The sequence below is a fragment of the Alloprevotella sp. Lung230 genome (genome assembly GCF_014385435.1).
Taxonomy (GTDB): Bacteria; Bacteroidota; Bacteroidia; order Bacteroidales; family Bacteroidaceae; genus Alloprevotella.
Genome location: NZ_JACSUD010000002.1, coordinates 76,973 through 101,620, shown reverse-complemented (window position 1 = coordinate 101,620; position 24,648 = coordinate 76,973). Strand labels below are relative to the sequence as shown.

At 49.9% G+C, this 24,648-nt stretch carries 17 protein-coding genes and 1 tRNA gene; 4 read left to right on the top strand and 14 right to left on the bottom strand.

Going from position 1 to position 24,648, the window contains the following annotated elements:
* Window positions 1-5: 5 nt before the first annotated feature.
* The 8 genes from rimO to map all read right to left on the bottom strand — a co-directional run bounded on the left by rimO (window position 6) and on the right by map (window position 5,650).
* Window positions 6-1,316, bottom strand: coding sequence for a 30S ribosomal protein S12 methylthiotransferase RimO (gene rimO, locus H8527_RS02540; RefSeq protein ID WP_187545312.1), 1,311 nt, complete (start codon window positions 1,314-1,316; stop codon window positions 6-8).
* 23 nt (window positions 1,317-1,339) lie between these two features.
* Window positions 1,340-2,299 (bottom strand): signal recognition particle-docking protein FtsY, encoded by a 960-nt coding sequence (ftsY, locus tag H8527_RS02535; RefSeq protein WP_187545310.1) that lies wholly within the window; start codon window positions 2,297-2,299, stop codon window positions 1,340-1,342.
* Window positions 2,300-2,447: 148 nt separating this feature from the next.
* Window positions 2,448-2,606 carry a DUF4295 domain-containing protein gene (locus tag H8527_RS02530; protein ID WP_187545308.1) on the bottom strand — a complete coding sequence of 53 codons (159 nt, stop codon included), beginning with the start codon at window positions 2,604-2,606 and terminating at the stop codon, window positions 2,448-2,450.
* Window positions 2,607-2,630: 24 nt separating this feature from the next.
* Window positions 2,631-2,819, bottom strand: a complete 189-nt coding sequence (gene rpmG, locus H8527_RS02525; RefSeq protein WP_187545306.1) for a 50S ribosomal protein L33 — start codon at window positions 2,817-2,819, stop codon at window positions 2,631-2,633.
* A gap of 13 nt (window positions 2,820-2,832) precedes the next feature.
* The gene (rpmB, locus tag H8527_RS02520) at window positions 2,833-3,093 is read right to left on the bottom strand and encodes a 50S ribosomal protein L28 (RefSeq protein WP_187545304.1); all 261 of its coding nucleotides are present in this window, start codon (window positions 3,091-3,093) and stop codon (window positions 2,833-2,835) included.
* A 118-nt stretch (window positions 3,094-3,211) separates the two neighbouring features.
* Entirely contained in the window at window positions 3,212-3,730 is a 519-nt protein-coding gene (locus H8527_RS02515; RefSeq protein WP_187545303.1) for a CinA family protein, read from the bottom strand.
* A gap of 18 nt (window positions 3,731-3,748) precedes the next feature.
* The gene (gene tsaD, locus H8527_RS02510; RefSeq protein ID WP_187545301.1) at window positions 3,749-4,774 is read right to left on the bottom strand and encodes a tRNA (adenosine(37)-N6)-threonylcarbamoyltransferase complex transferase subunit TsaD; all 1,026 of its coding nucleotides are present in this window, start codon (window positions 4,772-4,774) and stop codon (window positions 3,749-3,751) included.
* Window positions 4,775-4,792: 18 nt separating this feature from the next.
* Window positions 4,793-5,650 carry a type I methionyl aminopeptidase gene (gene map / locus H8527_RS02505; protein WP_187545299.1) on the bottom strand — a complete coding sequence of 286 codons (858 nt, stop codon included), beginning with the start codon at window positions 5,648-5,650 and terminating at the stop codon, window positions 4,793-4,795.
* Between the two features lie 161 nt (window positions 5,651-5,811).
* On the opposite strand from map, the gene H8527_RS02500 reads away from it, so the two are divergent.
* Complete coding sequence (locus H8527_RS02500; RefSeq protein ID WP_187545297.1) at window positions 5,812-15,786, top strand: PBECR2 nuclease fold domain-containing protein; 9,975 nt, start codon at window positions 5,812-5,814, stop codon at window positions 15,784-15,786.
* A 255-nt stretch (window positions 15,787-16,041) separates the two neighbouring features.
* Here the strand turns inward: H8527_RS02500 and H8527_RS02495 are convergent, their stop codons facing one another.
* Entirely contained in the window at window positions 16,042-17,142 is a 1,101-nt protein-coding gene (locus H8527_RS02495) for a DNA replication/repair protein RecF (protein ID WP_187545286.1), read from the bottom strand.
* Window positions 17,143-17,359: 217 nt separating this feature from the next.
* On the opposite strand from H8527_RS02495, the gene H8527_RS02490 reads away from it, so the two are divergent.
* The 3 genes from H8527_RS02490 (at window position 17,360) to H8527_RS02480 (ending at window position 18,811) form a co-directional block, all read left to right on the top strand.
* Complete coding sequence (locus tag H8527_RS02490; protein ID WP_187545284.1) at window positions 17,360-18,052, top strand: tol-pal system YbgF family protein; 693 nt, start codon at window positions 17,360-17,362, stop codon at window positions 18,050-18,052.
* A 106-nt stretch (window positions 18,053-18,158) separates the two neighbouring features.
* On the top strand, window positions 18,159-18,641 hold the full coding sequence (gene ribH, locus H8527_RS02485; protein ID WP_187545282.1) for a 6,7-dimethyl-8-ribityllumazine synthase: 483 nt from the start codon (window positions 18,159-18,161) through the stop codon (window positions 18,639-18,641).
* Between the two features lie 84 nt (window positions 18,642-18,725).
* Window positions 18,726-18,811 (top strand) — tRNA-Tyr (locus H8527_RS02480).
* A 91-nt stretch (window positions 18,812-18,902) separates the two neighbouring features.
* Here the strand turns inward: H8527_RS02480 and H8527_RS02475 are convergent.
* Genes H8527_RS02475 through H8527_RS02455 form a run of 5 tightly spaced genes read right to left on the bottom strand, consistent with a single transcriptional unit; the run spans window position 18,903 to window position 24,551 of the window.
* Entirely contained in the window at window positions 18,903-19,502 is a 600-nt protein-coding gene (locus H8527_RS02475; RefSeq protein ID WP_187545281.1) for a DUF3109 family protein, read from the bottom strand.
* Window positions 19,503-19,528: 26 nt separating this feature from the next.
* The gene (gene ung / locus H8527_RS02470; RefSeq protein ID WP_222935088.1) at window positions 19,529-20,188 is read right to left on the bottom strand and encodes a uracil-DNA glycosylase; all 660 of its coding nucleotides are present in this window, start codon (window positions 20,186-20,188) and stop codon (window positions 19,529-19,531) included.
* A gap of 2 nt (window positions 20,189-20,190) precedes the next feature.
* Entirely contained in the window at window positions 20,191-21,198 is a 1,008-nt protein-coding gene (gene murB, locus H8527_RS02465; RefSeq protein WP_187545279.1) for a UDP-N-acetylmuramate dehydrogenase, read from the bottom strand.
* Between the two features lie 5 nt (window positions 21,199-21,203).
* On the bottom strand, window positions 21,204-22,040 hold the full coding sequence (locus tag H8527_RS02460; RefSeq protein ID WP_187545277.1) for a DUF4348 domain-containing protein: 837 nt from the start codon (window positions 22,038-22,040) through the stop codon (window positions 21,204-21,206).
* 57 nt (window positions 22,041-22,097) lie between these two features.
* On the bottom strand, window positions 22,098-24,551 hold the full coding sequence (locus H8527_RS02455) for a prolyl oligopeptidase family serine peptidase (RefSeq protein WP_187545275.1): 2,454 nt from the start codon (window positions 24,549-24,551) through the stop codon (window positions 22,098-22,100).
* Window positions 24,552-24,648: the final 97 nt, after the last annotated feature.

The window sequence follows — 24,648 nt, the reverse complement described above, 5'->3', positions numbered from 1 at the left end:
TGGGGTTAAATGATGTCAGCATAGAGGTCGAACTCTTCAGTGCGGGTGACTCGGGCGTTGTAGAACCTGCCGATGTGTAGAGGAGCATCTGTTGCTTTGACAAGCACTTCACAATCGACCTCGGGAGAGTCAAACTCAGTACGGCCAATAAAATAGTCTCCTTCACGGCGGTCAATGATGATACGATAGATCTGTCCCACTTTTTGAGCCAGCGCTTCGGAGGAAATCTGTTCTTGCAGTGCCATCAGTTGGTCAAGGCGTTCTTGCTTGACTTCATCGCTGATGTCATCTTGATAATTTTCGGCAGCAAAGGTTCCCTCTTCTTCACTATAAGCAAAGGCGCCCATACGCTCAAAACGAGCTTCTTTGACAAAGTCCATAAGCTCCTCAAAATCTTCGGCCGTTTCGCCGGGGAAGCCCACCATAAGTGTCGTGCGCAGGTGAATACCAGGCACTTCACGGCGAAAAGCCGCAATAAGATCTAACGTTTCTTGCTTCGTGATGTGGCGCTTCATGCGCGAAAGCATGTTCTCTGAGATATGCTGCAAGGCAATGTCCAAGTAGTTGCAGACATTTTTGTTCTCACGCATCACCCGAAGCAAATCCATAGGAAAGCGAGCCGGGTAGGCATAATGCAAACGTATCCATTCTACCCCAGGAATGTGGGCAATTCCTTCTATCAACTCGGCTATGGCTTGGCGTCCATAGAGGTCTATGCCATAGAAAGTGAGTTCTTGGGAGATGATTTGAAACTCGTGAGTGCCTTGTTCTACAAGCTCTTTGACTTCATCAAAGATTTCTTCCATAGGTCGCGTCTTATGACGACCGGTGATCAATGGAATGGCGCAATAGGCGCAAGTGCGATCGCAACCTTCGGAGATTTTTAAGTAGGCATAGTGCTTGGGGGTGGTCAGCACACGATTGCTTAGGCTCTGACAACTACTCTTGCTCCACTCATTGGCAGCTGTAAGGTCGCTAATGATGTCTTTCCAATCGAACTTTCCATAGAACTTGTCGACCTCCGGAATTTCCTCTTTCAATTCTTTGCGGTATCGCTCTGAAAGGCAGCCCATAACATAGACTTCTTTCAGATTTCCCTGTTCCTTTTGCTCGCAGAGCTCCAGAATGGTATTAATACTCTCCTCCTTAGCATCACCGATGAATCCACATGTGTTGATGACGGCTATATCTCCATGAAGTTCGTCTGGGTTGTGATGGAAGTCACAGCCGATAGCTTCAAATTGACGGAGGAGGCGCTCTGAATCAACGAGATTCTTGGAGCACCCCATGGTGATGACATCAATGGTATGTTTCATTGGCGTAAAAAAGGATGCGAGGTTTATTGATTGGAGAAGAGGGATTCGACAAATTCTATTCGATTAAAGGGCTGGAGGTCGGTCATTTTTTCGCCCAGACCAATATATTTCACAGGGACTTTCATTTGATGAGAAATACCGATGACCACACCACCTTTGGCGGTGCCGTCCAGTTTTGTGATGGCCAAAGCGGTCACTTCGGTCGCTTTGACAAACTGTTTGGCTTGTTCAAAAGCATTTTGTCCGGTGCTGCCGTCAAGTACAAGCAACACTTGGTCCGGGGTGTTCACATCTATCTTTTGCATCACCTTCTTTATTTTGGTGAGTTCATTCATCAAACCTATCTTATTGTGCAAACGACCAGCGGTGTCAATGATGACGACATCAGCGTGCTCTACGGTGGCGTGAGCCAAGGTGTCGTAGGCCACAGAGGCAGGGTCTGCTCCCATTTTCTGTTTGACCACGGGCACTCCTATGCGTTCGCCCCAGATGGAGAGCTGTTCTACTGCAGCAGCACGGAATGTGTCGGCAGCACCCAATACCACCTTCTTGCCTTCTGCCTTAAACTGGTAGGCGAGTTTGGCTATGGTTGTCGTTTTTCCTACGCCATTGACGCCCACCACTAAAATGACATAAGGGCGATTGAGGGATGGGATTTCGAAACCCTCTGTGTCTGGACTTCCATCGGTTGCCAAGAGGTTGATGATTTCTTCTTTTAAGATGCGGTTGAGTTCAGAGGTTCCGACATACTTGTCGCGTGCCACTCGTGCCTCTATATTATGGATGATGTCGAGGGTCGTATCGACACCGACATCGCTCGTAATCAAGACATCCTCAAGATTGTCGAGGACGTCTTCATCGACTTTGGACTTTCCCGCAACAGCGTGAGTCAATTTGCTGAAAACACTGGCTTTTGTATTCTGAAGACCTGTATCTAAGGTCTCCTTCTTTTCTTTTTTAGAGAAGAAATTAAAAAATCCCATACTACTGCAATCTATTTCGTGCAAAAATACAACAAAAAACTGGATTGTAGGCTTTTCGCTACAAGAAAAGCGACAAAAAATCGCTTCTGCAAAGTTTGATTGCAGAAGCGATAGAAAAGAACTTTTGTTCTATGCTGTCAAGCAGGGTTTAGTTCTTGAAAAAGTCTGCGACTTCTTCGTTGCGAACCATCTGCTCATCGAAGATGTAAGCACCAGTCTTGGGGCTTTTTACCATCTTGATAACTTTCGTATACGAACGCCCATCAGTCTTACCCGATTGGAGCGAAGCGACTGTTTTCTTTGCCATGATTTATGGAGATTGCGGTGTTGTTTACTTGATTTCCTTGTGAACCGTCATACGCTTGAGAATGGGGTTGTACTTCTTCAACTCAAGACGTTCGGGAGTGTTCTTGCGGTTCTTAGTCGTAATGTAACGGCTGGTTCCGGGCATGCCGCTATCTTTGTGTTCGGTGCATTCGAGGATTACCTGAACTCGATTACCTTTCGCTTTCTTTGCCATGTTATTTTACTGATTAGCCGATTACTTTAATTTCTTTCCAAGCGCAATAACCTTTGTTTACAGCGCTGTTGAGGGCTGCATCAAGGCCGACCTTGTTGATGAGACGAAGGCCGGCAGCAGAAATCTTGAGTGAAATCCAGCAGTCTTGCTCAACATAATAAAATTTCTTAGTAAACAAGTTTGCATCAAAAGTGCGCTTTGTGCGACGCTTCGAGTGCGAAACGTTGTTGCCAATCATGGCTTTCTTACCGGTAATTTGACAAATCTTAGACATTGCTATCTGTAATTTTCTATTGCTTAATTTGTTGTTATTCCCAATCGAGAGGCAAAATTACGATTTAATTTCCTAACTAACAAACTTTTCCAACGAAAAACGCCATTAGACGAGTTTTTTACTCTTCGGTTGTTTCGTCGAGGTGCTTTTTAAGATAATCAAGCAACATGTGAATGGCAGTGCTGGTGGCAGAAGCGAGGTTTTTGTCGCGCCCATTGTCTTCCTCAAGCATAGTGGTCATGATTTCTTCTTCATTGCCCACCGCAATCCAAATGGTGCCCACCGTGATGGCATTCTTTCCATTTTCTACACCACCGGGGCCTGCAAAGCCACTGATGGCTACGGCATAGTCACTTTCAAACATTTTGTTGGCGCCCAGTACCATGGCTTTTACGACATCTTCTGAAACGGGAGTCTGTGTTTCGATGACTTCGGCCGAAACGCCCAAGTTCTTAATCTTCACCTCGTCTGAATAGGCAATGACGCCTCCCTTAAAGTATTGTGATGAACCTGGAACGGAGGTGATGACACTGGCTACGCGGCCGGAAGTGCAACTTTCTGCCACAGAGAGGGTTTTGTGATTGCGCCAAAGGATTTCGTTAATATCCTTACTGGTTACTTTGAGATCTAATTCCATTATATAATTACGTTATGATTAAAATACTGTGCGTGAAAAGGCTGGTTTATCCAGCGGGCAATACTCGCCGTCAAGGTATCGATAGTGTCCTGTCATGGCTATCATGGCAGCATTGTCGGTGGTGTAAGAAAACTTGGGAATATAGATTCTCCAAATGCCTCGTTCTTCCATCGCTTTGAAAGCAGAGCGCAGAGCCGTGTTGGCACTCACACCGCCGGACAAAGCCACGTGGCGAATGCCCGTAGCTTTAGAAGCAGCGATGAGTTTTTTCATAAGGATGTCTACAATCGTAGCTTCAAGCGATGCGGCGAGGTCGTTTTTGTTTTCCTCGATGAAGTTTGGATTTTCCTTCATATGGTCTCTCAGAAAATAAAGGAAAGAGGTTTTCAACCCTGAGAAACTATAATCATATCCACCAATATGAGGTTTGGAGAAAGAAAATGCTTTGGGATTTCCTTCGCGGGAAAGACGGTCGATGATAGGGCCTCCAGGATATCCCAATCCCATCACTTTTGAACACTTGTCTATGGCTTCGCCGGCAGCATCGTCTATAGTCTGACCAAGCACTTCAAAGTCATTATAAGCGTTGACTTTCACAATCTGAGAGTTCCCGCCACTCACCAGCAAACAAAGGAAAGGGTAGGGCGGATCGTCGTGTGTTTCCCCTTCAGCATGGATGAAGTGGGCTAAAATGTGGCCATGTAGGTGGTTGGCTTCAATGAGCGGAATGCCCAAACTCGCAGCAAACCCTTTGGCAAAACTCACCCCAACGAGCAGACTGCCCATCAGCCCCGGGCCTAAGGTGACAGCGATGGCCGTGAGTTGCGACTTATCGATGTGGGCCTGTTTGAGGGCAGCATCTACCACGGGAACAATGTTCTGTTGATGTGCGCGACTGGCAAGCTCCGGGACAACGCCGCCATACTGCTCGTGCACGGCTTGGGAGGTGGTGACATTGCTGAGTAGCACTCCGTCGCGCATCACGGCTGCTGAAGTGTCGTCGCAGCTGGATTCGATGGCGAGAATCGTGATTGTAGATTTCATAAACTAAGGTGTGAATGTTTAATGCGTCAAGATGTCCAAACCTTTTTCGGTCATCACAAAGGTGTGCTCCCACTGGGCAGAGGGAAGCTCATCCTCAGTCACCACAGTCCATCCATCTTCCTCGTCGATAAAGACCTCGCGGCCGCCCATGTTCAGCATCGGTTCGATGGTAAACACCATGCCTGGAACGAGGAGCATCCCCCGATGGCGTGTGTCGTAATGGTCCACAATCGGGTCCTCGTGAAACTCCAGTCCTGTACCGTGCCCTGCCAATTCGCGCACCACGCTGTAGCCGTGTTCATGGGCGTATTTGCCAATCGCTTTGCCGATGTCACCGACAAAACCCCAAGGCTGTGCAGCTTTCATACCAATCTCCAAGCATTCTTTGGTCACTTCGACCAGACGTTTCACCTTAGGGTCGACATTGCCAATCATAAACATTCGTGAAGCGTCGGCGTAATAGCCGTCTTTGATGGTCGTCACATCAACATTGATGATGTCACCGTCAAAGAGTTCTTCTTCGTCGGAGGGGATGCCGTGACACACCACCTCATTGATGCTAGTGCAGCAACTTTTTGGAAATCCCTCGTAGCCCAAACAGGCCGAGATTGCCCCATGATCGGCGGTATATTGCGCCACAAGTCGGTCAATTTCACCAGTGGTCATGCCTTCGCGGATTTCGGTGGTCAGCATGTCGAGAATGCCCGTATTGATGACTCCAGCGCGTCGAATGCCTTCAATCTGTTCGGGCGTTTTCACCAGCCGATTGGTGGGGACGATAAAGCCCTTCTCCTGCATTTCCAAGATGCGGCAATCAAAGGGAGTGGGCGTTGTTCCGGGGGAAACCACCCAATTATGTTGATGATGTCTGACCATATTAAAGTGCTTTATTGATGTGTAATATGCCGCGAATTTACAAAAAAAGGCTGTGAAATAGAATATAATCACGAACATTAACGCAATATTCATAATGCAACTTGCCGACGGTTCTCACGTGATGGTGAGTCGTGGTGGGGGAAGATGGTGAGGGGAACGTTGTGGTGAACTTTGATGGTGGTGCTACTCAGGTGTCGATGCGCAGGGAGGATGTGCAGGGGATGGTGGACTTGGCGCGTGCTCAGCGCTGGGAGTTGCTGTTGGATAATGATGAGCAGGAGGAGGCGAAAGCAACCGGTGAGGATGTGTCACCGGTTGAGGGAGAGGCAGTGCACTCTGCAACTACGGAGGGTGCAGCGTCTCGTGGGTTTGAGTTGAATGATGTGGTGGAGGTGAGGGGTGAAAATGGACAGATGGTGCAGGGGTACGTGACCCGTCCGATGAATGAGGATGGGCTGTATGAGGTGTTTACGGATAGTAGTGTTGGTGGGCTTCGCTCGGCTTATTATGCGCCTGAGGATATGCGCCTGGTGGAGGCTAAGGGTGTTGAGGGGCTGAGAGAGGGAGCGCAGGAGGGTGAAGATGGAACTTTGCAGGGTGAAGATGGGAGGGATGAGCGTCCGTCTTTGATGGATGCTGTGCGTACGCTCTATGAAAAAGGAAAGGATGCAGCCAAGCAATTTGCGCGCACCTTCTTTGATGTGGCGCGCACTCCTGAGTTTATGAAGGGTGTGGGATTAACGGGAGATAGATTTACGGTTCGCTATGGAGTGCTTGCCCGCCACTTTGGTAAGGATAGTGGCCACGATTTGCCGATGGAGGTATGGGAACAATTGCCTGATGCTTTGCAGAAACCTTTTGCTATCTCAGAGTACTATACGGATGAGGATAAGCAACAGCAAAAGGGGTATCGGATTTATACGCGCCTGCAACTTGCCGACGGTTCTCACGTGATGGTGAGTGCAGAGGTGAAGAATGCGGGTCGTGATGTGGAGGTGAATGCGATTAACACGGTGTTCGGTCGTTCTGTGATTTCGGATGTCCACGAGAAATTGGTGTACGTCGGAAACGAACTTACCCCCGAGCAACAGGCACTTCTGGATGGGACTACTCCCCATCAATATCCTGATGCGCGAGGGCAAGGTGAAGAAGGCGTCCCTTCTTCTGAGGGCAAAGATAGCGTTTCTTCTGGTAATGGGCAAGGGAATGTGGGTGAAAATGTGATAGAGATGCCTATGCGGCGGGTGAAGCGCAAGATTGAGGGACAGATGGTGGAGGTGGATGAGGAGGACTTTGAGGCGGTGAGCCCGGAGCGTACGCAGGATTATCTTTATAATGAGGTGGAAAGCGGTATCACCAGAGAGCAGGCAGATGATTTTGTGTCGGCTAAAATTGCTGAGCGTGAGAAGGTGGTGAAGGGGATTGAGGCTCGAAAACCTCGTAAGGGGGCGAGCCCTGCGGAAATCAGGGTGCATAAGGGAAAGGTGGAGGCGGAACTTGCGGAGGCTGTGCCTCACTTGGAGTACTGGCGTTCTGTAGCTGCAGCACGTGATGCGGTGAAGGAGCGTGAGATTGCTGCGGCTAATGAGCGCTATCGTCAGGAGCGTGCGGCCAAAGAAGAGGCGAAGCGTGCAGCTGAGGTGCAGCGCAAGGAGGATGTTGAAACATTGCAGAATGCCGAACAGGGCGACAATCGGACATCCTCCCGCATGGCTATTCCTGCATCTTCTGATGGCAAAGTGAATACCTCTTCTAATAGCAAGCAAGGGAATGTGAATGAAAGTAAGGGCAAGGCACAAAAAGCTTTCTCTTACTTTAATGGCAGTATGGAGGAGTTGATTGGTAAATCGTCTGACAAGACGGCTAATGATAAGAAAGTCGTTTCGGTAGTGTCGGAGCAACTACGTAATGATCTTTCTGCCCAAGGTCTTGAAATTGGGGAGGATTACAAACATGTGGTGGACGTTTCGGGTATCCGTCACACAATGAAACAACACGGCCATATCAAGGAGAAAAAGCGTGGGCAAGTTCCTATTGAAGCCAAAGACTTTGCTTTGATAGAGAATGTTGTGTCTTCTTACGATGATGTTGTTGTGGAGCAAAAAAAATCTACTCCTATCATCAAGTATAAGAAAAGGCTTGATGATGGGACGATTGTCTATGTAGAGGAAGTAAGAATGGGGCGTGGAGAGCTTGCTCTGAAGACTATGTATAAACAAAAAGGAAGCTCCCTCACCGACGAGAACCTGCAAATGCCGGTCTCAGACACGCCCGTAGCGACTTCGGATTTGGATGCTTCCGATGGCAAAGTTAGCACTTCTTCTGAAAAGGGAAAAAGAAAAGCGCAGAAAAAAACGTCTAATGGGGATAAACCCGCCTTTGTGGGGCTTGATGCTTTTACGGAACAGCGTATGGCAGAGGAGTTGGAGAAAAGCGGTTATGCCTCGTTGGAAGATTGGGAGATTGAAGAACCGGATGCTTTTGTTACCGTGTATGATAATGTGGGTAAGGAATATGCATCTTATGTTTCTCGTCTTGCGGAAGAGGGGACTTTACAGGAGGTGTATGACAAAAGTTCGGTAAAGACTCAAAACAAGATACGCAAGGAGATTGAATTTGCGGGGTTTGACTATCATGATTTGCTGGATACATCTCCTAATCGTGTGAAGCGACAGGATTATTTGGAGGGTGGAGCGAAGTATGCTCGCGGTACTTTCCTAGATGGTCGTGTTGTGGAGGGTGAGATTGTGGAACAATCACCCACTTCGATAACGATATTGGAGAATGGTCGTCGCTATACGATTAAGGCGTCTGATGTGCTGGTGCGCAGCAATGAGCCTTTGAGTTCTGATGAGTCTCTGTCGGCGAAGATTGCCGCGGCAGAGGGCGAGGTGGACACTAACCCGAGTGAAGGGCAGAAGGAGGCGGGGAATTACAAGAAGGGACATATTCGGATTGGTGCGTTTGACATCAGTATCGAACAGCCTAAGGGGAGTGTGCGTCGTGGTGTGGATGCGAACGGAAAGGCGTGGGAGAGCAAGATGCACAACACTTACGGCTACTTCCGCGGCACGGAGGGTGTAGATGGCGATCACATCGATGTGTTTGTGTCGAATGATATAGATGGGTGGAATGGGCAAAAGGTGTTTGTGGTGGACCAGTATAACCCTGATGGGACGTTTGACGAGCACAAGGTGATGCTGGGCTTTAATAATGCAGAGGATGCAAAAAGCGACTATCTTGCCAACTATGAGAAAGGATGGGAAGATGGGCGCCGACTTGATGTGTCTGCCACGAACCTTGAAGACTTTGAGAAGTGGCTGGCGAGCAGCCATCGCAAGACGAAACCGTTTGCGGAGTATAAGGGGGTGAAGCGCGAGGTGGATGAGGTGGATGCTGCGCTTAAGAAGGAGTTGCAGGACTTTATTGCTCAAACGGACACGATGGACAGAACTGCAATGGATGAAAGCGGATATGATGCAAAAGAGCTGTTTGCTCCGTTGTTACTTGATGGAAAGCCGTCGCCGCTGGCTGTGATGACTTCTGTGTCTGATGACATCAATGACCCTTCTGTGCAGATTGCGGTATATGATTATTCGCAAGAGATTGACGAGAAAACAAACAGTGGTTGGCAAAAGTGGGGTAATCTTGCCGATGAGTATAATGCACAGGCAGCCGAAGAGGATAAGGGATGGGAACGAGGGGATACTGCACTACTTGGATTTAGGAGTGTGGATGCTGCGGTGAGATTTTATGATTGGGTACAGCATAGGGATGGGGTGAAGCTTCATAGGAAGGGTGCAACTGATGCGGCTTTGCATGCTGTGGATGATCAGGGTAATTTGGTGGATGGTGAAGGTCGTTTGGTGACGGAGAAGGTGGGGAGCATCGATGAGTTGCGGGACGAGGATTTCACTTCGCCCTCTCGGAGTGTGGAGTTGCCCGAGCTTGACGCACGCGTGGCGGATGCCATCGGGACGGGTGGTAAGCCTGTGGTGATTAAGAAGAATATCTTTGAGCGCAATGCGAAGGCGCATGGCGACTTGACTGCCGCTGATAGTCGTGACATTCTCAAGGCAGCACTGTATACGCCTACGCTTTATGGGCAGAACCAAAAGACGAAGCGTCCTTACAACTGGGTGTTGATAAAGACGCGGGATGCTGAGGGCGAAAATCGGGTCGTCCTATTGGAGGTGAATGAGAATAAGGATAATGTGGAGATTGTGCACTGGCACTATGTTCGTGACAATGCCTTAGAAACAATAAAAAGACAAGCTGTTCGTGAGGGCGGCCCTATCCTCATACTGCCTTCCGAAGATTCGGAAGAGGCTGGTGGCCTTTCCAGCCGTACGAACAACTTGTCTTCTGAGGGCAAAGTTAGTGAAAGTTCTAAAAAGGAGCAAGGATTTGATGGTAAAAATGGTGTGATTAGGCTTCAAAAGGGTGATGATGGTGTTGCGGCTCGTGATGCGGCTTATGCTGATGCTGTGGCGCGTGGGGATATGGAAACGGCTGAGCGTATGCTGGCTGAGGAGGCTGCACGCAAGGGCTATATGATGGAGAGCGACTATCAGGGTACGAGTGCTTTTAATGGGGCGGCGCCCAGTGAGAATGGGTATTACGAGAGCCTTGAAGAACGTAAGGCGGCTTTTGATGAGGAGGATTTTGAGGGTGATTGGTCTTTGGCAGATGAGTTGGTGCATGGTATTGAGATGGGGAGTTTGGATTTTCGTCTTAGTGACCGTGAATTGAATCATGCAGATAGGTCGCGCAGGGAGGCGATACAGAACTTGAGGAATGTTCGTGCGCGTGTTAATGCGGGTGAGAAGGATGTTCGGATAACGATGTATCGTAGTGTTCCTGCGGGTGTTGTGGAGGGGGAGTTTCGGAATGGCGATTGGGTGACTCCGAGCCGTTTGTATGCTGAGGATAATGCAGCTGTGCACGGCGGTTATCCAGGATGGGAGAATGGGTATCGTATCATCGAGCAGGAGGTGCCGATTGAGGATGTGTGGTGGGATGGGAATGATATTGCTGAGTGGGGCTATGATAATGGTCGAGAGGAGGCTTACAAGAATGTGGCGAACAACCGCAAGTCCTTTTCAGTGACTTATGATGCGGATGGTGTTCTTATTCCTTTGTCGAAGCGATTTGATGAGGGTGTGTCGGATGTTTCTTATCATAAGGGTGATGATGTGGTTGTAAGTGCTGAGGATACTGCGCTTCGTGATGCTGTTGTGGAGTTGATGCGTGGTGCGGGTATTGATGTGGTGGTGGACAGTGAGGAGGGCCAGCGGGTGTTGGATATGGAGAATGAGCGTGTGCGGTGGGCGATGGAGCGCAAGACGTTTCGGAGTGGACGCTCGATTGTGTTTACTCGTGCTAATCCTACGACTACACTCAATGCGCTGGAGCGTGGGCTGAAGAAAGAGGGTGTGGAGGTGGAGAGCCACAAGGCGAGGACGGGCAGCCGCTATGCGGAGTTTGAGAGAGGTGGTGTGTGGTATAAGGTGCGTTCGGCTAATCATACGAAGGCGCTGAGTGCGGGCACTACGCTGGATGAGGTGCGTGGGATGTCGGGTATTGAGCTGACGATGGATTTGAAAGATGGGGAGAGGCCGGTGTATGGTGTGGAGGTGGACTTGTCGCTCAATGAGATGGGGGTGGAGGATTTGCGGGCACTGATGGACGAGGTGGAGCGCTTCAATGGGAGTAGTGTGGATGTGTTGAGTAAGGAGCGTGTGTCGGGCTTTGTGCTGCCTTCATCTTATTTGGGGGATGAGTTTCCGCTGTTGAGTGGGTTCTTGGATGATGAGGTGCTGAGGAGTGATGAGTTTAAGGGTCGGGTCAAGGAGGCTCAGGCTGAGGTAGGGGCTGTGCGTGAGGCTTATGAAAAGGAGACGGGGAAACCTGTGCTTGATGAGTGGCTGCACCTGCCTTTCACGGCTTCGAATGGGCTGAAAATTGAGCACCTTTCCGATGGATTCGGGCGGTATGTGTCGCTGATGCCTGTGGGCAGTGCTTTGTCGCATGGTATTGGGCGGTTTGGGGATGCGAAGAAGTTGCGCAAGGAGGCTTTTGCGGAGTATCAGGCGGCTGTTGCTCCTTATGAGGCACGGCTGATGGCGTGGGAGGAGAGTGCGCCTTCGCTGGAGGAGTGGTTGAAGGGGAATGAGGAGATGTCGAGGCGGTGGGCTTCGGCTCAGGAGGTACTGTCTCGTGCTGTGGGTGAGGCGCGGTTGCATAAGGTGGGGTCGGAGGAAGATGCAGAGGAGGTGAATGCGCGCTTTAATGATGAGCTTTCGGGCTTGACGGAGGCGAATGCGGACAAGGTGGTGCTTTCGCTGGGTCGTCCATCGGGCATATTGCTGTCGGCTGGGGTTGAGGACCGCCCGATGAAGCTGTATGGCAACAAGGTGATGAAGAAGATGCGCAAGCACGGCTTTGCGCTGGAAGAACTGCGCGATTTGCCCCGTGCGGTAGCTGATCCTGTAGCTGTGTTTAACAACTATGGTGAAGTGGGAAACCGCTCCATTCTTACCGAATTGAGGACAAAGCAAGGCAACTTCCTTGTGTCTGTGGATATTGGCAAGGATGCTGATATAGACTTCAATATTGTGCGCTCAGTCTTTGGTAAGGGGGACAATAGTATTGTGGACTGGATAAACAAAGGTTTGGCTACCTATATAAACAAGAAGAAAGCCCTAACGTTCCTGTCCCATCAATCCGCACCAATCGCGGCAACAGCAGCAAACGCCGAGCTTTCTTCTGCTGCAAAGGTAGTGAAAGATTTTGAGAACCCCAAATTGGGAGTGGAAAAAAGGCGTTTCTTCCGCACAGAAGATGGGAAGGCATATGGTTTTACGGTGGATGGGAAGGTGTATCTTGACCCGAAGATGGCGGGTGTGGAGACGGCTGTGCATGAGTACACGCACTTGTGGGCGGATGCTTTGCGCCGTGTGAACCCTGCGGAGTGGCGGAATGTGGTGGAGTTGATGAAGGGTACGAGTGTGTGGGATGAGGTGAAACGGAATTATCCTGAGCTTGAGAGTGAGGATGAGATAGCGGATGAGGTGTTGGCCCACTATTCGGGGCGGCGTGGTGCTGCGAAACTGCGTGCGGCTTTGGGTGAGGAGATGGCGGGGGCGGATGGTGTGTTTGAACGTGCTCAGGTGGTGAGTGCTTTTGAGCGTGTGAAGCGTGCTTTGGCTCGCTTCTGGAAGGGCGTGGCTGATTTTTTGAATGTGCACTTTGATAGTGCTGATGAGGTGGCGGATATGGTGTTGGGGGATTTGCTGCGGGGTCGGAGACTGGATGGAGAGGGTGTGTCTGTATCTATGGTGGGTCGCTCGCTGAGTGCTGAGGAGGCCAAGGAGTTGGTGTCGATGATGGAGGAGAATGCTGTTCCTGTGCGCGAGTTGGAACTGACGCGTGAGAACTGGGCTGCGGAGTTTGGTGCGGATGGTGTGGTGCAGACGCCGCTGGGCGAGGTGAAGATGGGCGAGCACCAATATGAGAAATTGGAGCAACAGGGACGGCGTGGCAAGCTGGGTATGGTGAAGCCTACGCTGGAAAGCCCCGATGTGGTCATCGAGGATAAGAGCCGTGCGAAAGTGGGTGAGGAAACGGAAAGGGGTAGTTCGTATGTGTTTGTGAAGAGTTTTGTCAATGAAGAAGGTAAACGGCAATACTTCTTTACCTCGGTAACAGTGCATCGTAACAATCAAGAGGTGGTGATTTCTAATCAAGAGAAGACGGGTAAAAGAATATCCAACCTACTTCAACAAGGTGAAATAGGTTGGATAAATGAGAAGTATCAGCCTGCATCCGAAACGCAAGGCGAGGAAATATCGCTTTCCCAAGACAATTCGTGGACAGATACCTCGGGCGATAAAAACGCTGTCCCTCTCGGTGTCAATTTGTCTGAGACTTCTTCTGCTGCAAAGGTAGATAAAAGTTCTGAGAAAGGCAAGGGTGAGGATATATTTTCTATGGCGGAGCGCATTGCGGAGGAGACAAAGCGTGAGCAGAGGGCGCGAAGAAATGCGCGCTATCATAGAGAGGGGGGCTCGGTGGAATATGGGCAGGCGGTGTCGCGTGCGGCGTATGAGCAACGTATGGCTTCGGGGGCTTTCCAGAGCAGGGAGGCGCTGCAGGATAGTATGCTGAGCTTGCGGGAAGCTATGGACTTGATTTTGCATGAGGGTAAACATGGTAAGGGTTGGCGTGTGGAGGATGTGAGCGACCTTGAGAATGCGTACATGGGTGAGAACCGATTGAGTTCGGTGAACAGTGCGGAGCAGGAGGCTTTCACTCGTGGGATGTTCAAGCCGATGTTAGGTGCTGTGGCGAAGTTGGCGGAGACGGAGGAGGAGCGTATGGTGCTGACGGACTATTTGATGGCTAAGCATGGTCTGGAGCGTAACCGCGTGATGGCGGAACGTGAGGGGCTGAAGGCTTATGAGACGTACGTGAAGAAGCACTCAGAGAGCGAGAAGGAGGTGGGCGAGTTCGTGGAGAAGGCCCGGGGGCGCGACTATTCGGGCTTGACAGCGCTGACGGGTGTGGACGATGTGATGGGGGCTGAGATGGAGGCAGGGAAGATGGTGGCGGAATTTGAGGAGAAGCACGATGCGGAGCTTGTGTCAGCGCTGTGGGAAAAGATTGGGTTGGTGAATGGGGCTACGCTTCGCAAGACGTATGAGAGCGGTTTGATTTCGCGTGGATTGTATGATGATATTCGTGGGATGTACAAGTATTATATTCCGCTGCGTGGTTTTGCGGAGCAGACGAGTGATGAGGTGTATGCTTATATGGCTCAAGGCGGCGGTATGTTTAATGCTCCTATCAAGAAGGCACGTGGTCGTAAGAGCAAGGCGGATGATCCGTTTGCGAACATGGCGATGATGGCCGATAGTGCGATTGCTCAGGGTAATCGTAATGTATTGGTGAAGCAGAAGATGCTGAACTTTGTAATGAACCACCCGAGTGATTTGGTGAGTGTGAGTGAGTTGTGGGTGGGTTTGGATGAACAGAGTGGTGAATGGCGTGTGGTGCTTCCTGATGATATTGGTGTGGATGATGGTGGTGATGTGGTGGTGTCGAAGTTGGAGGCTTTTGAGGCGAAGATGGAGCAGCGTGCAGCGGAAAGGCCTGACTTGTATATGCGGGTGACTGATGGTGCGGATGTGCCTTATCGTGTGGCGGGTGATGCGAAGCTTCATCAGCACCAGGTGGTAGTGAAGCGTGGTGGTCGGGACTATGTGCTGACGGTGAACGGCAACCCTAGATTGGCTCAGGCACTGAACGGTGCTACAAATCCTGACAGTAATTTGTCGGGTGTCGTGGGAAAAATTGTTGGGGCTATGGATACCTTGAAGCGCTGGCAGTCGATGGTGTTTACTAGTCTTTCTCCTAATTTTATGGTAAGTAACCTTTTGCGTGATACGATTTATTCCCACACGATGGTGCATGCGAAGGAGGGTAGCAACTATGCGTTGGCTTATCATAAGAATGCGCTGCGTACGACTCCTGTGCACATGGCTGTCTTGATTGGTCGTTACAAGGCAGGAAAATTGGATATGGGTAAAGGTTTGGAGCGTGCTTTTTCTGAATTTATGTTGAATGGTGGTGAGACGGGTTACATTTCTATTCGTGAGATTGATGCGCACAAGCGTGAGGTGAAGAAGGTGTTGAGACGTCTGAATGGTGGGCGTAAGTTGTTGGGGGCTTGGGATGATTTCTTGGAGGGGTTAGATTTTTTTAATCGCTCTGTGGAAATAGGTTCTCGCTTTGCGGCTTATTTGACTTCTCGTGAGATGGGTCGCAGTGTGGGTCGTTCGGTTTATGATGCGAAGGAGATAACGGTGAACTTTAATAAGAAGGGTGCGGGTGCTACGTTCTTAGGTGCTCATGGTCAGACGATGTTGGGGGATATTTCGGCTTTTGTTTCGGGTTTCGGTCGGACGTTTTATGTTTTCTGGAATGCGGCTGTTCAGGGTACGACGAACTTCGGTCGTGCTTTTAAGCGAAGTCCGATAAAGGCCGGCTCCGGCGCGTTGTCGATTGTGGAGGATGTGTCGGGTGCAGAGATGGAGGCTGCAAAGATGGTAGAGGAGTTTGAGGAGAAGGGTTAGGAACGTCCACTCAAGAATGTTTTTTTAGAGATTAAGTAGGTGTTCAAAATAATGGTAGTTGTCTCTATCTTAGTGGTTGCCTGTTCTCTACTTGTCTCCTTTTCGGCCACTTTGCCTTTGTTTACCTTTCTTTCGTGTTGCCGGCTATACTCCGTTCTTCGCAAAAACGACCTGAGGAAAAATGGGAACAAACATGGTATTCATTCATTCTGAACTTCTACTGATGTCATCGGCAAGGAGAATGGGCAATGCCGGTCATCCCTCCACCCGCCCGGCTTCCACGGTGAAGAGGCGATAGTCGCGCGTAGTGGCTGAAAGAATACTGTCGAGGTGCTCGCGGTTGGTGTCGGTGATGAAAATCTGCCCGAAATCGTCTCCGCCGACGTAATCGACAATGCAGGCCACGCGTCCTGCATCCAGTTTGTCGAAAATGTCATCGAGCAAGAGCAGAGGAGTGCGCTGTCGGCCTTGCGACTTGAGGTAGAGAAATTGCGCCAGTTTCATGGCGATGAAGAAGGTTTTGCTTTGCCCCTGCGACCCCTCACGGCGGACGCTGTGCCCGTTCATCAGCAGTTCCAAATCATCTTTGTGAGGGCCGTGGAGAGTGTAACCGACGATGCGCTCGCGCTCTCGTCCTTGTTGTAGCAAAGGGAGCAGATTGCCACGCTCATGGTGGCTTTTGTAAAGGATATCGACCTCCTCCCGAGCCTGGTTGCAAAGGCGGGCATACAGGGTTTTGAATATGGGGCAAAAGGCCTCTACCATATCTTGACGTGCAGCATAAATCCGTTCGGCATCGGCCGCCATCAATTCTTCAAGCACGCTGCACACGTTCCAGTCTGCTTCGTCCTCTTGTTTGAGTAAGGCGTTGCGCTGCTGCAACGTCTTGTTGTAGCGAATGAGGGCTTCGAGATAAGCTGGATTGGATTGCGAAATGACGATATCCATGAACTTTCGGCGCTCTTCGCTTCCACCAATGATGAGCAGAGAATCGGTTGGCGAGATGAGCACAAGAGGGACTACACCTACGTGCTCACTGACCCGCTTATACTCTTTGTCATTGCGACGAATGCGCTTGCGCTGTCCGCGCTTCACCCCACAGGATATGACGTCTTCCTCCCCGATTTCGTTGCGATACCGCCCTTGCACCATCAGAAAGTCGGCCTCATGGCGAATATTGTAACTATCTGTCTGATTGCCGGCGCTTTTGCCAAAGGAAAGAAAGTAGATGGCGTCCAGCACGTTGGTTTTGCCCATCCCGTTGGCACCGATGAAACAATTAACATTGGGCGAGAGGCTCAATTCGGCCTGCTCAATGTTCTTATAATTGAGAATGGAAAGTTGCTCTAAAATCATGGGGATAAAAACTTGTTGGCTGCAAAATTACAGCGCGTAGGTCGAAAAACGAAGAAAAACACCTCCTTTTTGAAAACCTCTCCAAAAAAAAGAGGCATTTGTTTCGTTAATCAACGATTAAGTAGTACTTTTGCGCTCAAATTGCACCTGGGGCAGGTGTTTCTACTCATCTGTCTTACACAAACACCCATCGCAACAAAAATACCAATATACCATTATGAGTCAAAAGAACCCAACTCTGGATGTCAACGATTCCATTGCAAAGTCGGAAGCGTTTATTGCAAAGTACAAGAACTACCTCATTATTGGCCTCGTAGCCATAGCAGTGATTGTGGCTGGTGGATTTGCAGGTCGTTCCTATCTGCAGGGACAAAACGAAAAAGCACAAGCGCAAATCGGACTTGGTCAGCGCTATTTTGCCACTGGCGAATGGGACACAGCCCTTAAAGGCGATGGCACTTTCAAAGGTTTTGAGAAGCTCGCCAAGGGTTCTGCCTTTATCGATGCTACCAATTTGGCACAAGCTTATGCCGGCATCTGCTACTTCAACAAAGGAGACTACAAGAAAGCCATCACTTTCCTAGAAGACTTTTCGCCCAAAGGAGATGCCACCATCTCTGCCAATGTACTTGCGGCTCTCGGCAATGCCTATGCAGCCGACAAGCAGTTGGAAAAGGCGGTGAGCACCCTTAAAGCCGCTGCTGACAAGGCTGACAATCCCGCGCTTTCTCCTCTCTATTTGCTGCAAGCCGGCCAAATCTTGGAAAGCCAAAACAAGAAAGAAGAGGCCAACAAGGTTTACACCGACCTCAAAAAGGACTATCCTACGAGCCAACTCGCTTCGCCCAACTATCAAAACGGGCAAGTAATCGGTGCAGAAATCGATAAGTACATCGAGCGTACGAAATAATACGCAACCCTTCAATTATAAATGTGAGGAATTAGAACGATTTAATCTTCATCGGATTGAGTCGTTCTAATTCCTTTGCTTACATACCCCTACCATTATATCTCTTATGTCTACTTTTTCTTTTCTCGAAAACAACTCAGACAACGTTCCGGATGCCTCATCCATGCGCTTTGGCATCGTTGTCACAGAATGGAACAAACACATCACCGATGCGATGCTCAAAAGCGCTCTTGAAACCCTCGTAGAGTATGGTGTGCAGGAAAACAGCATCACCATCCGCCGTGTGCCTGGCAGCTTTGAACTCATCTATGGCTGCTCTCAACTGGCACAGCATGGCTATATCGACGCCATCATTGCCTTGGGCTGCGTCATCAAAGGAGACACACCGCACTTTGACTACATCTGCGAAGGCACCACCGAAGGCTTGGTTCGTCTCAACGCAACAGGGAAAATCCCTGTCATCAACGGTATTCTCACCGTCAATACCGAGGAACAAGCGATAGACCGTGCTTGGCGCACCATGGATAAAGGTCGAGAGTTTGCTATCACTGCCATCAAAATGGTAGACTTCATGAAGTCTTTCGAGTAAAGAAGAGGATTTCTTCGCCATTTGTTTGGCGGATTGTAAATAAAACACTACTTTTGCACTCACAAACACAAAGTGAGTGCAAACGGGCAAATACCAGAGTGGCCAAATGGGGCAGACTGTAAATCTGCTGGCTTACGCCTTCGGTGGTTCGAATCCATCTTTGCCCACCATAGCAAGACGTGTATCATTTCTTCGACGAAATGATGCACGTCTTGTTTGTGGATGGAAATGTGGCTAATGTATTTGGAGATTGCAAAGAATTCAGTCGCTCAGCAAACCTTGCTCTTTGAGTTGGTCGACGAGAACTTCGAGCTCGGCATACCAAGCTTCACCAAAGCGACGGATAAGAGGTTCGCGTAAAAAACGATACAGTGGAAGTCGAAGTTCACGACCTTTTATAACGGCGGGGTGGCATACTGTCCAGCGGTCGTAATTGAGGGCAACAGTACCATTGGAGAGCGGCTGCTCGCGGATTGGGTAGAGGTAACAGCTAATAGGTTTCGACCAGTTGATGCGTCCCTCTCGATGGGCGCGGTCGGTGGCACAAAGGCAGATGCCCTTTTCATCGTAGCAGGTGAAACAGCAATCTTTCGTTCCCACAATGCTGGTCACGAGGTCGCCATCGATATCGCGGTAGGCCACACCTTGCTTGTTGAGCACCTTTCGAGCTCGTGGGTCGAGGTCGTTCCACACAGCAGGAAGCACACGTTCCAATTCGGCAACTTCTTCAAGGGTAACAGGAGCTCCAGCATCACCTTCAATGCAACAGGCACCTCCACAAGCATCAAGGTCGCAGCAGAAGTGTTCGGTGAGAATATCGGGCGATAGGAGCACATCGCCCACTTGAAGAATAGGGTGCATAGGAGAGAGGGGATTAGGAGGAAAGATTACCAATCGATGGGCGTTTTTCCGTGCCGGATGAGATAGTCGTTGGTGAGTGAGAAGTGATGGTTGCCAAAGAAACCACGATGTGCGGAGAGAGGAGAAGGGTGGGCGCTACGGAGGACTAGGTGACGAGAAGTGTCAATAAATGCCCCTTTCTTCTGAGCATAGCTACCCCACAAGATGAAGACCAGGCCTTCGCGTTCGAGAGCTAAGCGATGAATTACAGCGTCAGTGAATTGTTCCCAGCCTCGCCCTTGATGAGAGCCGGCAGCGTGCGCTCGTACGGTAAGGGTAGCATTGAGCAGTAGGACACCTTGAGCAGCCCAGCGGCGCAGGCTGCCATTTTGTGCAGGGCTGACACCGAGATCGTCGGCCAATTCCTTGAAGATATTGACGAGTGATGGCGGTTGTCGTACGCCTTCCGGCACAGAAAAACAAAGCCCCTCGGCTTGTCCTGGCTCGTGGTAAGGATCTTGTCCGAGGATAATAACTTTCACTTTGTCAAATGGGCAGAGGTCGAAAGCTGCAAATACGCTTTTGGCTGGTGGATAGCACACTGTCGTGCGATATTCCTCGTGTACAAAAGCACTGAGCTGCTGGAAGTAAGGAGCATCAAATTCGGACTGCAACTGTTCCAACCATGAAGGGTGAATCTTAGGCATAATCAGTGAATATAGAGAACTTCAGGATGTAAGGCAATGTCGAAGCGTTGCTTCACATCGTTCTGAATGGCAGTTGCCAGTTGCACAACTTCACTCCCCGTAGCCTGCCCGAGATTGATGAGCACAAGAGCTTGCATCGGATGAACACCGGCCCGACCGAGGGTGCGTCCTTTCCAGCCGCACTGTTCTATAAGCCAACCTGCGGGAACTTTCACTCCATTAGAGGCAGGGTAATGTGGCATCTCTGGGTGAGTTGATAAGAGCTGTTGTGCTTGCGTTTCGGAGACAATGGGATTCATAAAGAAGGAACCGGCACTGCCCACCTCGTGTGGGTCGGGTAGTTTGGCACGGCGCACTTCGACCACCGCATGACGCAGTGCAGCGGCATCTGCTGTATCTGGGGAAAGTCCTGAGTTTTCAAGGATGCGTACCACAGCTGTGTGGGTGAGCACCGGGTGGAAGGTGAGCGAAAGGCGATAAAGCACATGGGTCACAACGTAACGCCCTTGGTACTCGTGCTTGAAGATGCTGCTGCGATAGGCATAGTGGCACTCAGCATGGGAGAAGAGGCGGTTTTCTCCCGTTTCGGTATCAATAGTTTCAACGGCCTCAATGTGATCACCGGCTTCTACGCCATAGGCACCGACGTTTTGTACAGCACTGGCACCGACTTGTCCGGGAATGAAAGAGAGATTTTCCAATCCATAAAATCCATGTTCCACACAATAGGCCACGAAAGCGTCCCAGTCTTCGCCGGCTCCCACACGAAGCAGTACACTGTCACTCGTCCGCTCTACTACCTCAATGCTGCGGATGTGACTGTGGAGCACGATGCCATCGAAGTGCGGAGTGACGAAGAGCAAGTTACTTCCCCCTCCGATGTGCAGCCAACGTTGCCCCACAAGCTGAGGAAGCAGGCTGACCAGTTGGTCAATGGAATCATAGACATGGAGCTCACGACAAGTGGCATTGATACGGAAGGTGTTATAAGAGAGGAGAGAAGGATACATGAGACTTAGTTTTCAAGTTTGATGAGCATCCATTCACCTTTTTGTTTCTTGAAGGTGAGCGTGCAGTTCATTCCTCCCGAAATCGAGGAAAGGGTGAGCAGGCGTACGTTCGAGTTGAGGTAGGTTTGCCCGTAGAGGATGTTGGTGATTTGCGTAGTGGGGAGTTGTGGTCCAAAGTCTTCCCATTGTTCCGGGGTGATGACTCCATCAATTGGGTCGAAAGTGTCTTCATCAATGGTGGAAAAAGCCAAGGGACTGGTAATGTGAGAACGGCGGAACTCTTTGTTCGCAGCAAACTGTTGGTAGAAGGTGTAGAAACCGCTGTTTTCGCTTTGCTGCATCTCATCTTCTACGAGTTGAGTGAGTCTCCATTCGGCTTGTTCACGGTCGAAATGGTAGCATTTGACGCGCTGTTCGGCAAGATTGAGTTCTTCGACAATGACGTGGCAGATACTGGTGTCTTTGGCCAGTTTCATGCCTTTTCGACTATCGAAGATGAGTGTGTAGGTTTCTCGTTTGGAAAACATTGGGTCGTAGACCCATGCCCGACGCGTGATGAGGTGCTCTTCTCCATCGATAAAGTGACGGAGAGGGAAACTAATGCGATTACGCTGGAATCGTTTTTGCTTCATAAAGGCATAGAGAAAGTCGTCAAAGAATTCATCAGCCTTCTTCGGAGGTGTCACTTCAAGAGTCTCTTCAATCGCATCGGTTTCGGTCGTGTCGATGCTTGTCGTGTCCATCTCGGTATAAGCTTCAGTGGGCGTTTCCTTATTAGTCTTGCAGCTGACGAAGCAATTCAGCAGCGTTATCAAAAGAAAGAGTGGGAGAATTTGTTTCATCGGGAGGGAGTGAGGCACATAGACGAATGGATGAAAGATAAAAGGTAAAAGAGGAAGCTACTCAAAGCCTAAGTCTTTCCACCACGCATCGTCACCTTGAAGATATTTGGCAAACCAAGCCATGATGGCTGCCTGCCATTGTTTACGCTTATGGTAGTCGACCACGTGGTGATTTTCTCCTTCGACCTGAATGTAGCTTGTCGGACGCCCGAGCAGGCGCAAAGCCGTGTAGAGTTGCTGGCTCTCGGTGTTAGGTACATTGGTATCGGCAGTGCCGTGGAGAAAGAGAATGGGGGTATGAATTTTGTCGGCATTGAAGAGGGGAGAATGCTTGACGTAAAGGTCGGGGTTGTTCCAAGGATAAGATCCATATTGTGCAACCTCTCCATAGGTGTAGCCCCAATATCCTCCTCCCCAATAGGAGGCAATGTTTGAGATACCCGCATGACTGATGGCAGCAGCGAAGAGGTCGGTTTTCGTTTGCAGGTACTGCGTCATAAATCCGCCATAACTGGCTCCCATACATCCCACCTTCTTGGCATCTACATAGGTGTTTTCTGCGCAGAATGTACGTGTGCCTTCAATGATGTCATCTGCTGTCATATCTCCCCAGGCATTGACGTGACGGGCTGCAAACTCTTGTCCAAATCCGATGGTACCGGAGGGTTCCAAAACAAGAACAACATAACCCATGTTGGCGAGAGCTGAGAAGGGGTAGACAAACTCCAAGACGCGTGTCGTAGGACTGCATCCACCATAATAGTAAACAATCATAGGGTAGCGCTTCGACTGGTCGAAATCAGCAGGAAGATAGTAGAAACCTTCTACTTGATCGCCGCGTGAGGTCGTGAATTTCCAAGGATGGCAAGAGGCTACACGAGTGTCGCCAAAAAGCTGCTTGAAAGAGAGATGGCCCCAAGGCGTACATTTGGGTGTTGCACCGGAGAGATGAGTCAAGTAGGCGTTGCGTGAGGTGGTGCCGGTTTGTCCATAGAACACCATCCGCGGATTTTTAGTGTTGGCAATGCCATAATGTTGAATGACGCTTACGGGAAGATTAAAACGGAAGCGTTCGCCGGTGCGTGGATCAAGGTGCCAGAGCGTTTCGTCATAGCCATCGGTACATTCGAAATAGATGAAGCCATCCGCCGTGTGCCAAGCCACGTCATTCACAGAGGGAGCGAAATTGCGGAGGAGAGGCGTTGTTTTTCGGGTGGCGATGTCGTAGAGGAAGAGACGCATGTCATAGCCCTGTGGGTGTTGACCAGCTTTCACTTCACTGCCGATGCCGTTGAAGGCCGCTGGCGTTCCCTTAAAGAGCACCTGCTTATCGTTGGGACTATAGCAGGCACTGCTCAACCAAGGTTGGTCAACAAGCAACGTGTCAATGCGTCCGGTGGCCAAATCCATCTCGTAGACATTGGTATAGCTGAGGGGTTGTTTGGTCAGTTCCATCCGGCTCTGCATCAGTAGCAGTTTCCGACTATCGTGCGAAATTTCGCTCAGGTGCATATTGTTTTTGCCAAAGGTGAGACGTTGCATCATCCCTGATTTCAAATCATAGAGAAAGAGCGAACTGCGGTTTCGCCATCCGGGCTGACAATCGTCCGGCTCAATGAGTTGGCGCAAAGACCCTTGTGAAGTCGGACCTTCTTCGTCTTTGAAGACAATGAGGAATTGCTCATTGGGAGCAATTTCATAAGAACCACTGGGCAAGCCTGTCCCTAATATGGTTTCCTGCATCGTGGCAGGATTGAGAGTAACCAGTTGTTTTCCTTTATCGGTATTTCTGGTAAAGTAGAGCGCATCGCGCTGTGGCAGCCAATCCACATGCTCGTAGCCATCGTGGTTGTAGAGAGTACGATTGGTGTTGAGGTCGGTGAGCATCGTTTTGTAAGAAGCTGCGCCATCATGTTGAGTCGTGTAATAATAAGAGATGAGGTAACGACCGGAAGGCGACATCTTCATTCCATAGTAGCGTTCACCATGGTTGAGATCGTCCAACAAAAGTTTGCGCTTTTCGGTGGAGTTGATGATTACCCCTTTGAGGTGTTCCCCAATCAGGCTCACTTTGAAGGTGTCGCGAGCCGATTTTTCCGAATAAATCAGCAGCGCAACAACACTGCGTCCAGGATTTAGACGCAACTCTCCTCCTTGTTGCCTCACCCCATTCAGATAAATGTCGTAGCGCGCCATGCTCTTGGCGTCCAATTTCAACTTCCGCCAGCACTCCGTGTCGAGAGAGAAGTGGAGAGCGCTCACGGAATTGCTGTCAAGGGCAGCTCCATAGGCAACCGTGGGGAATGCCGAAAAATGCCGCAAGGCAAGCGAGGCGTTGTTTTTGAGAACCTCTTGGGGATCAAAAGCGTTGCCTTTCAGATTGACGCTGTCCGTAGAAAAGGGGAGGCGTAGTCGATGAGGCCCATCAAGATAAGCTTGTGCAACGTGCAGTGTATCAGATGAGGCCGAAGCTGAAAGGAAGGCTGCGTTAATTTCTAAGCCCTTGACCATAGTAAGGACGATAAAAAAGAAAAGACAGAGACGTCGCATCATAGAATAAGAGGTAAAGAGAATAAGGGGTAAAGAATTGGTGAACAACACACCAACA

Excerpts from the sequence above, each read along its gene's own strand:
- rimO (WP_187545312.1), bottom strand. The coding sequence starts at position 1,316 with ATGAAACATACCATTGATGTCATCACCATGGGGTGCTCCAAGAATCTC.
- ftsY (WP_187545310.1), bottom strand. The coding sequence starts at position 2,299 with ATGGGATTTTTTAATTTCTTCTCTAAAAAAGAAAAGAAGGAGACCTTA.
- H8527_RS02530 (WP_187545308.1), bottom strand. The coding sequence starts at position 2,606 with ATGGCAAAGAAAACAGTCGCTTCGCTCCAATCGGGTAAGACTGATGGG.
- rpmG (WP_187545306.1), bottom strand. The coding sequence starts at position 2,819 with ATGGCAAAGAAAGCGAAAGGTAATCGAGTTCAGGTAATCCTCGAATGC.
- rpmB (WP_187545304.1), bottom strand. The coding sequence starts at position 3,093 with ATGTCTAAGATTTGTCAAATTACCGGTAAGAAAGCCATGATTGGCAAC.
- H8527_RS02515 (WP_187545303.1), bottom strand. The coding sequence starts at position 3,730 with ATGGAATTAGATCTCAAAGTAACCAGTAAGGATATTAACGAAATCCTT.
- tsaD (WP_187545301.1), bottom strand. The coding sequence starts at position 4,774 with ATGAAATCTACAATCACGATTCTCGCCATCGAATCCAGCTGCGACGAC.
- map (WP_187545299.1), bottom strand. The coding sequence starts at position 5,650 with ATGGTCAGACATCATCAACATAATTGGGTGGTTTCCCCCGGAACAACG.
- H8527_RS02495 (WP_187545286.1), bottom strand. The coding sequence starts at position 17,142 with ATGATTTTAGAGCAACTTTCCATTCTCAATTATAAGAACATTGAGCAG.
- H8527_RS02490 (WP_187545284.1), top strand. The coding sequence starts at position 17,360 with ATGAGTCAAAAGAACCCAACTCTGGATGTCAACGATTCCATTGCAAAG.
- ribH (WP_187545282.1), top strand. The coding sequence starts at position 18,159 with ATGTCTACTTTTTCTTTTCTCGAAAACAACTCAGACAACGTTCCGGAT.
- H8527_RS02475 (WP_187545281.1), bottom strand. The coding sequence starts at position 19,502 with ATGCACCCTATTCTTCAAGTGGGCGATGTGCTCCTATCGCCCGATATT.
- ung (WP_222935088.1), bottom strand. The coding sequence starts at position 20,188 with ATGCCTAAGATTCACCCTTCATGGTTGGAACAGTTGCAGTCCGAATTT.
- murB (WP_187545279.1), bottom strand. The coding sequence starts at position 21,198 with ATGTATCCTTCTCTCCTCTCTTATAACACCTTCCGTATCAATGCCACT.
- H8527_RS02460 (WP_187545277.1), bottom strand. The coding sequence starts at position 22,040 with ATGAAACAAATTCTCCCACTCTTTCTTTTGATAACGCTGCTGAATTGC.
- H8527_RS02455 (WP_187545275.1), bottom strand. The coding sequence starts at position 24,551 with ATGGTCAAGGGCTTAGAAATTAACGCAGCCTTCCTTTCAGCTTCGGCC.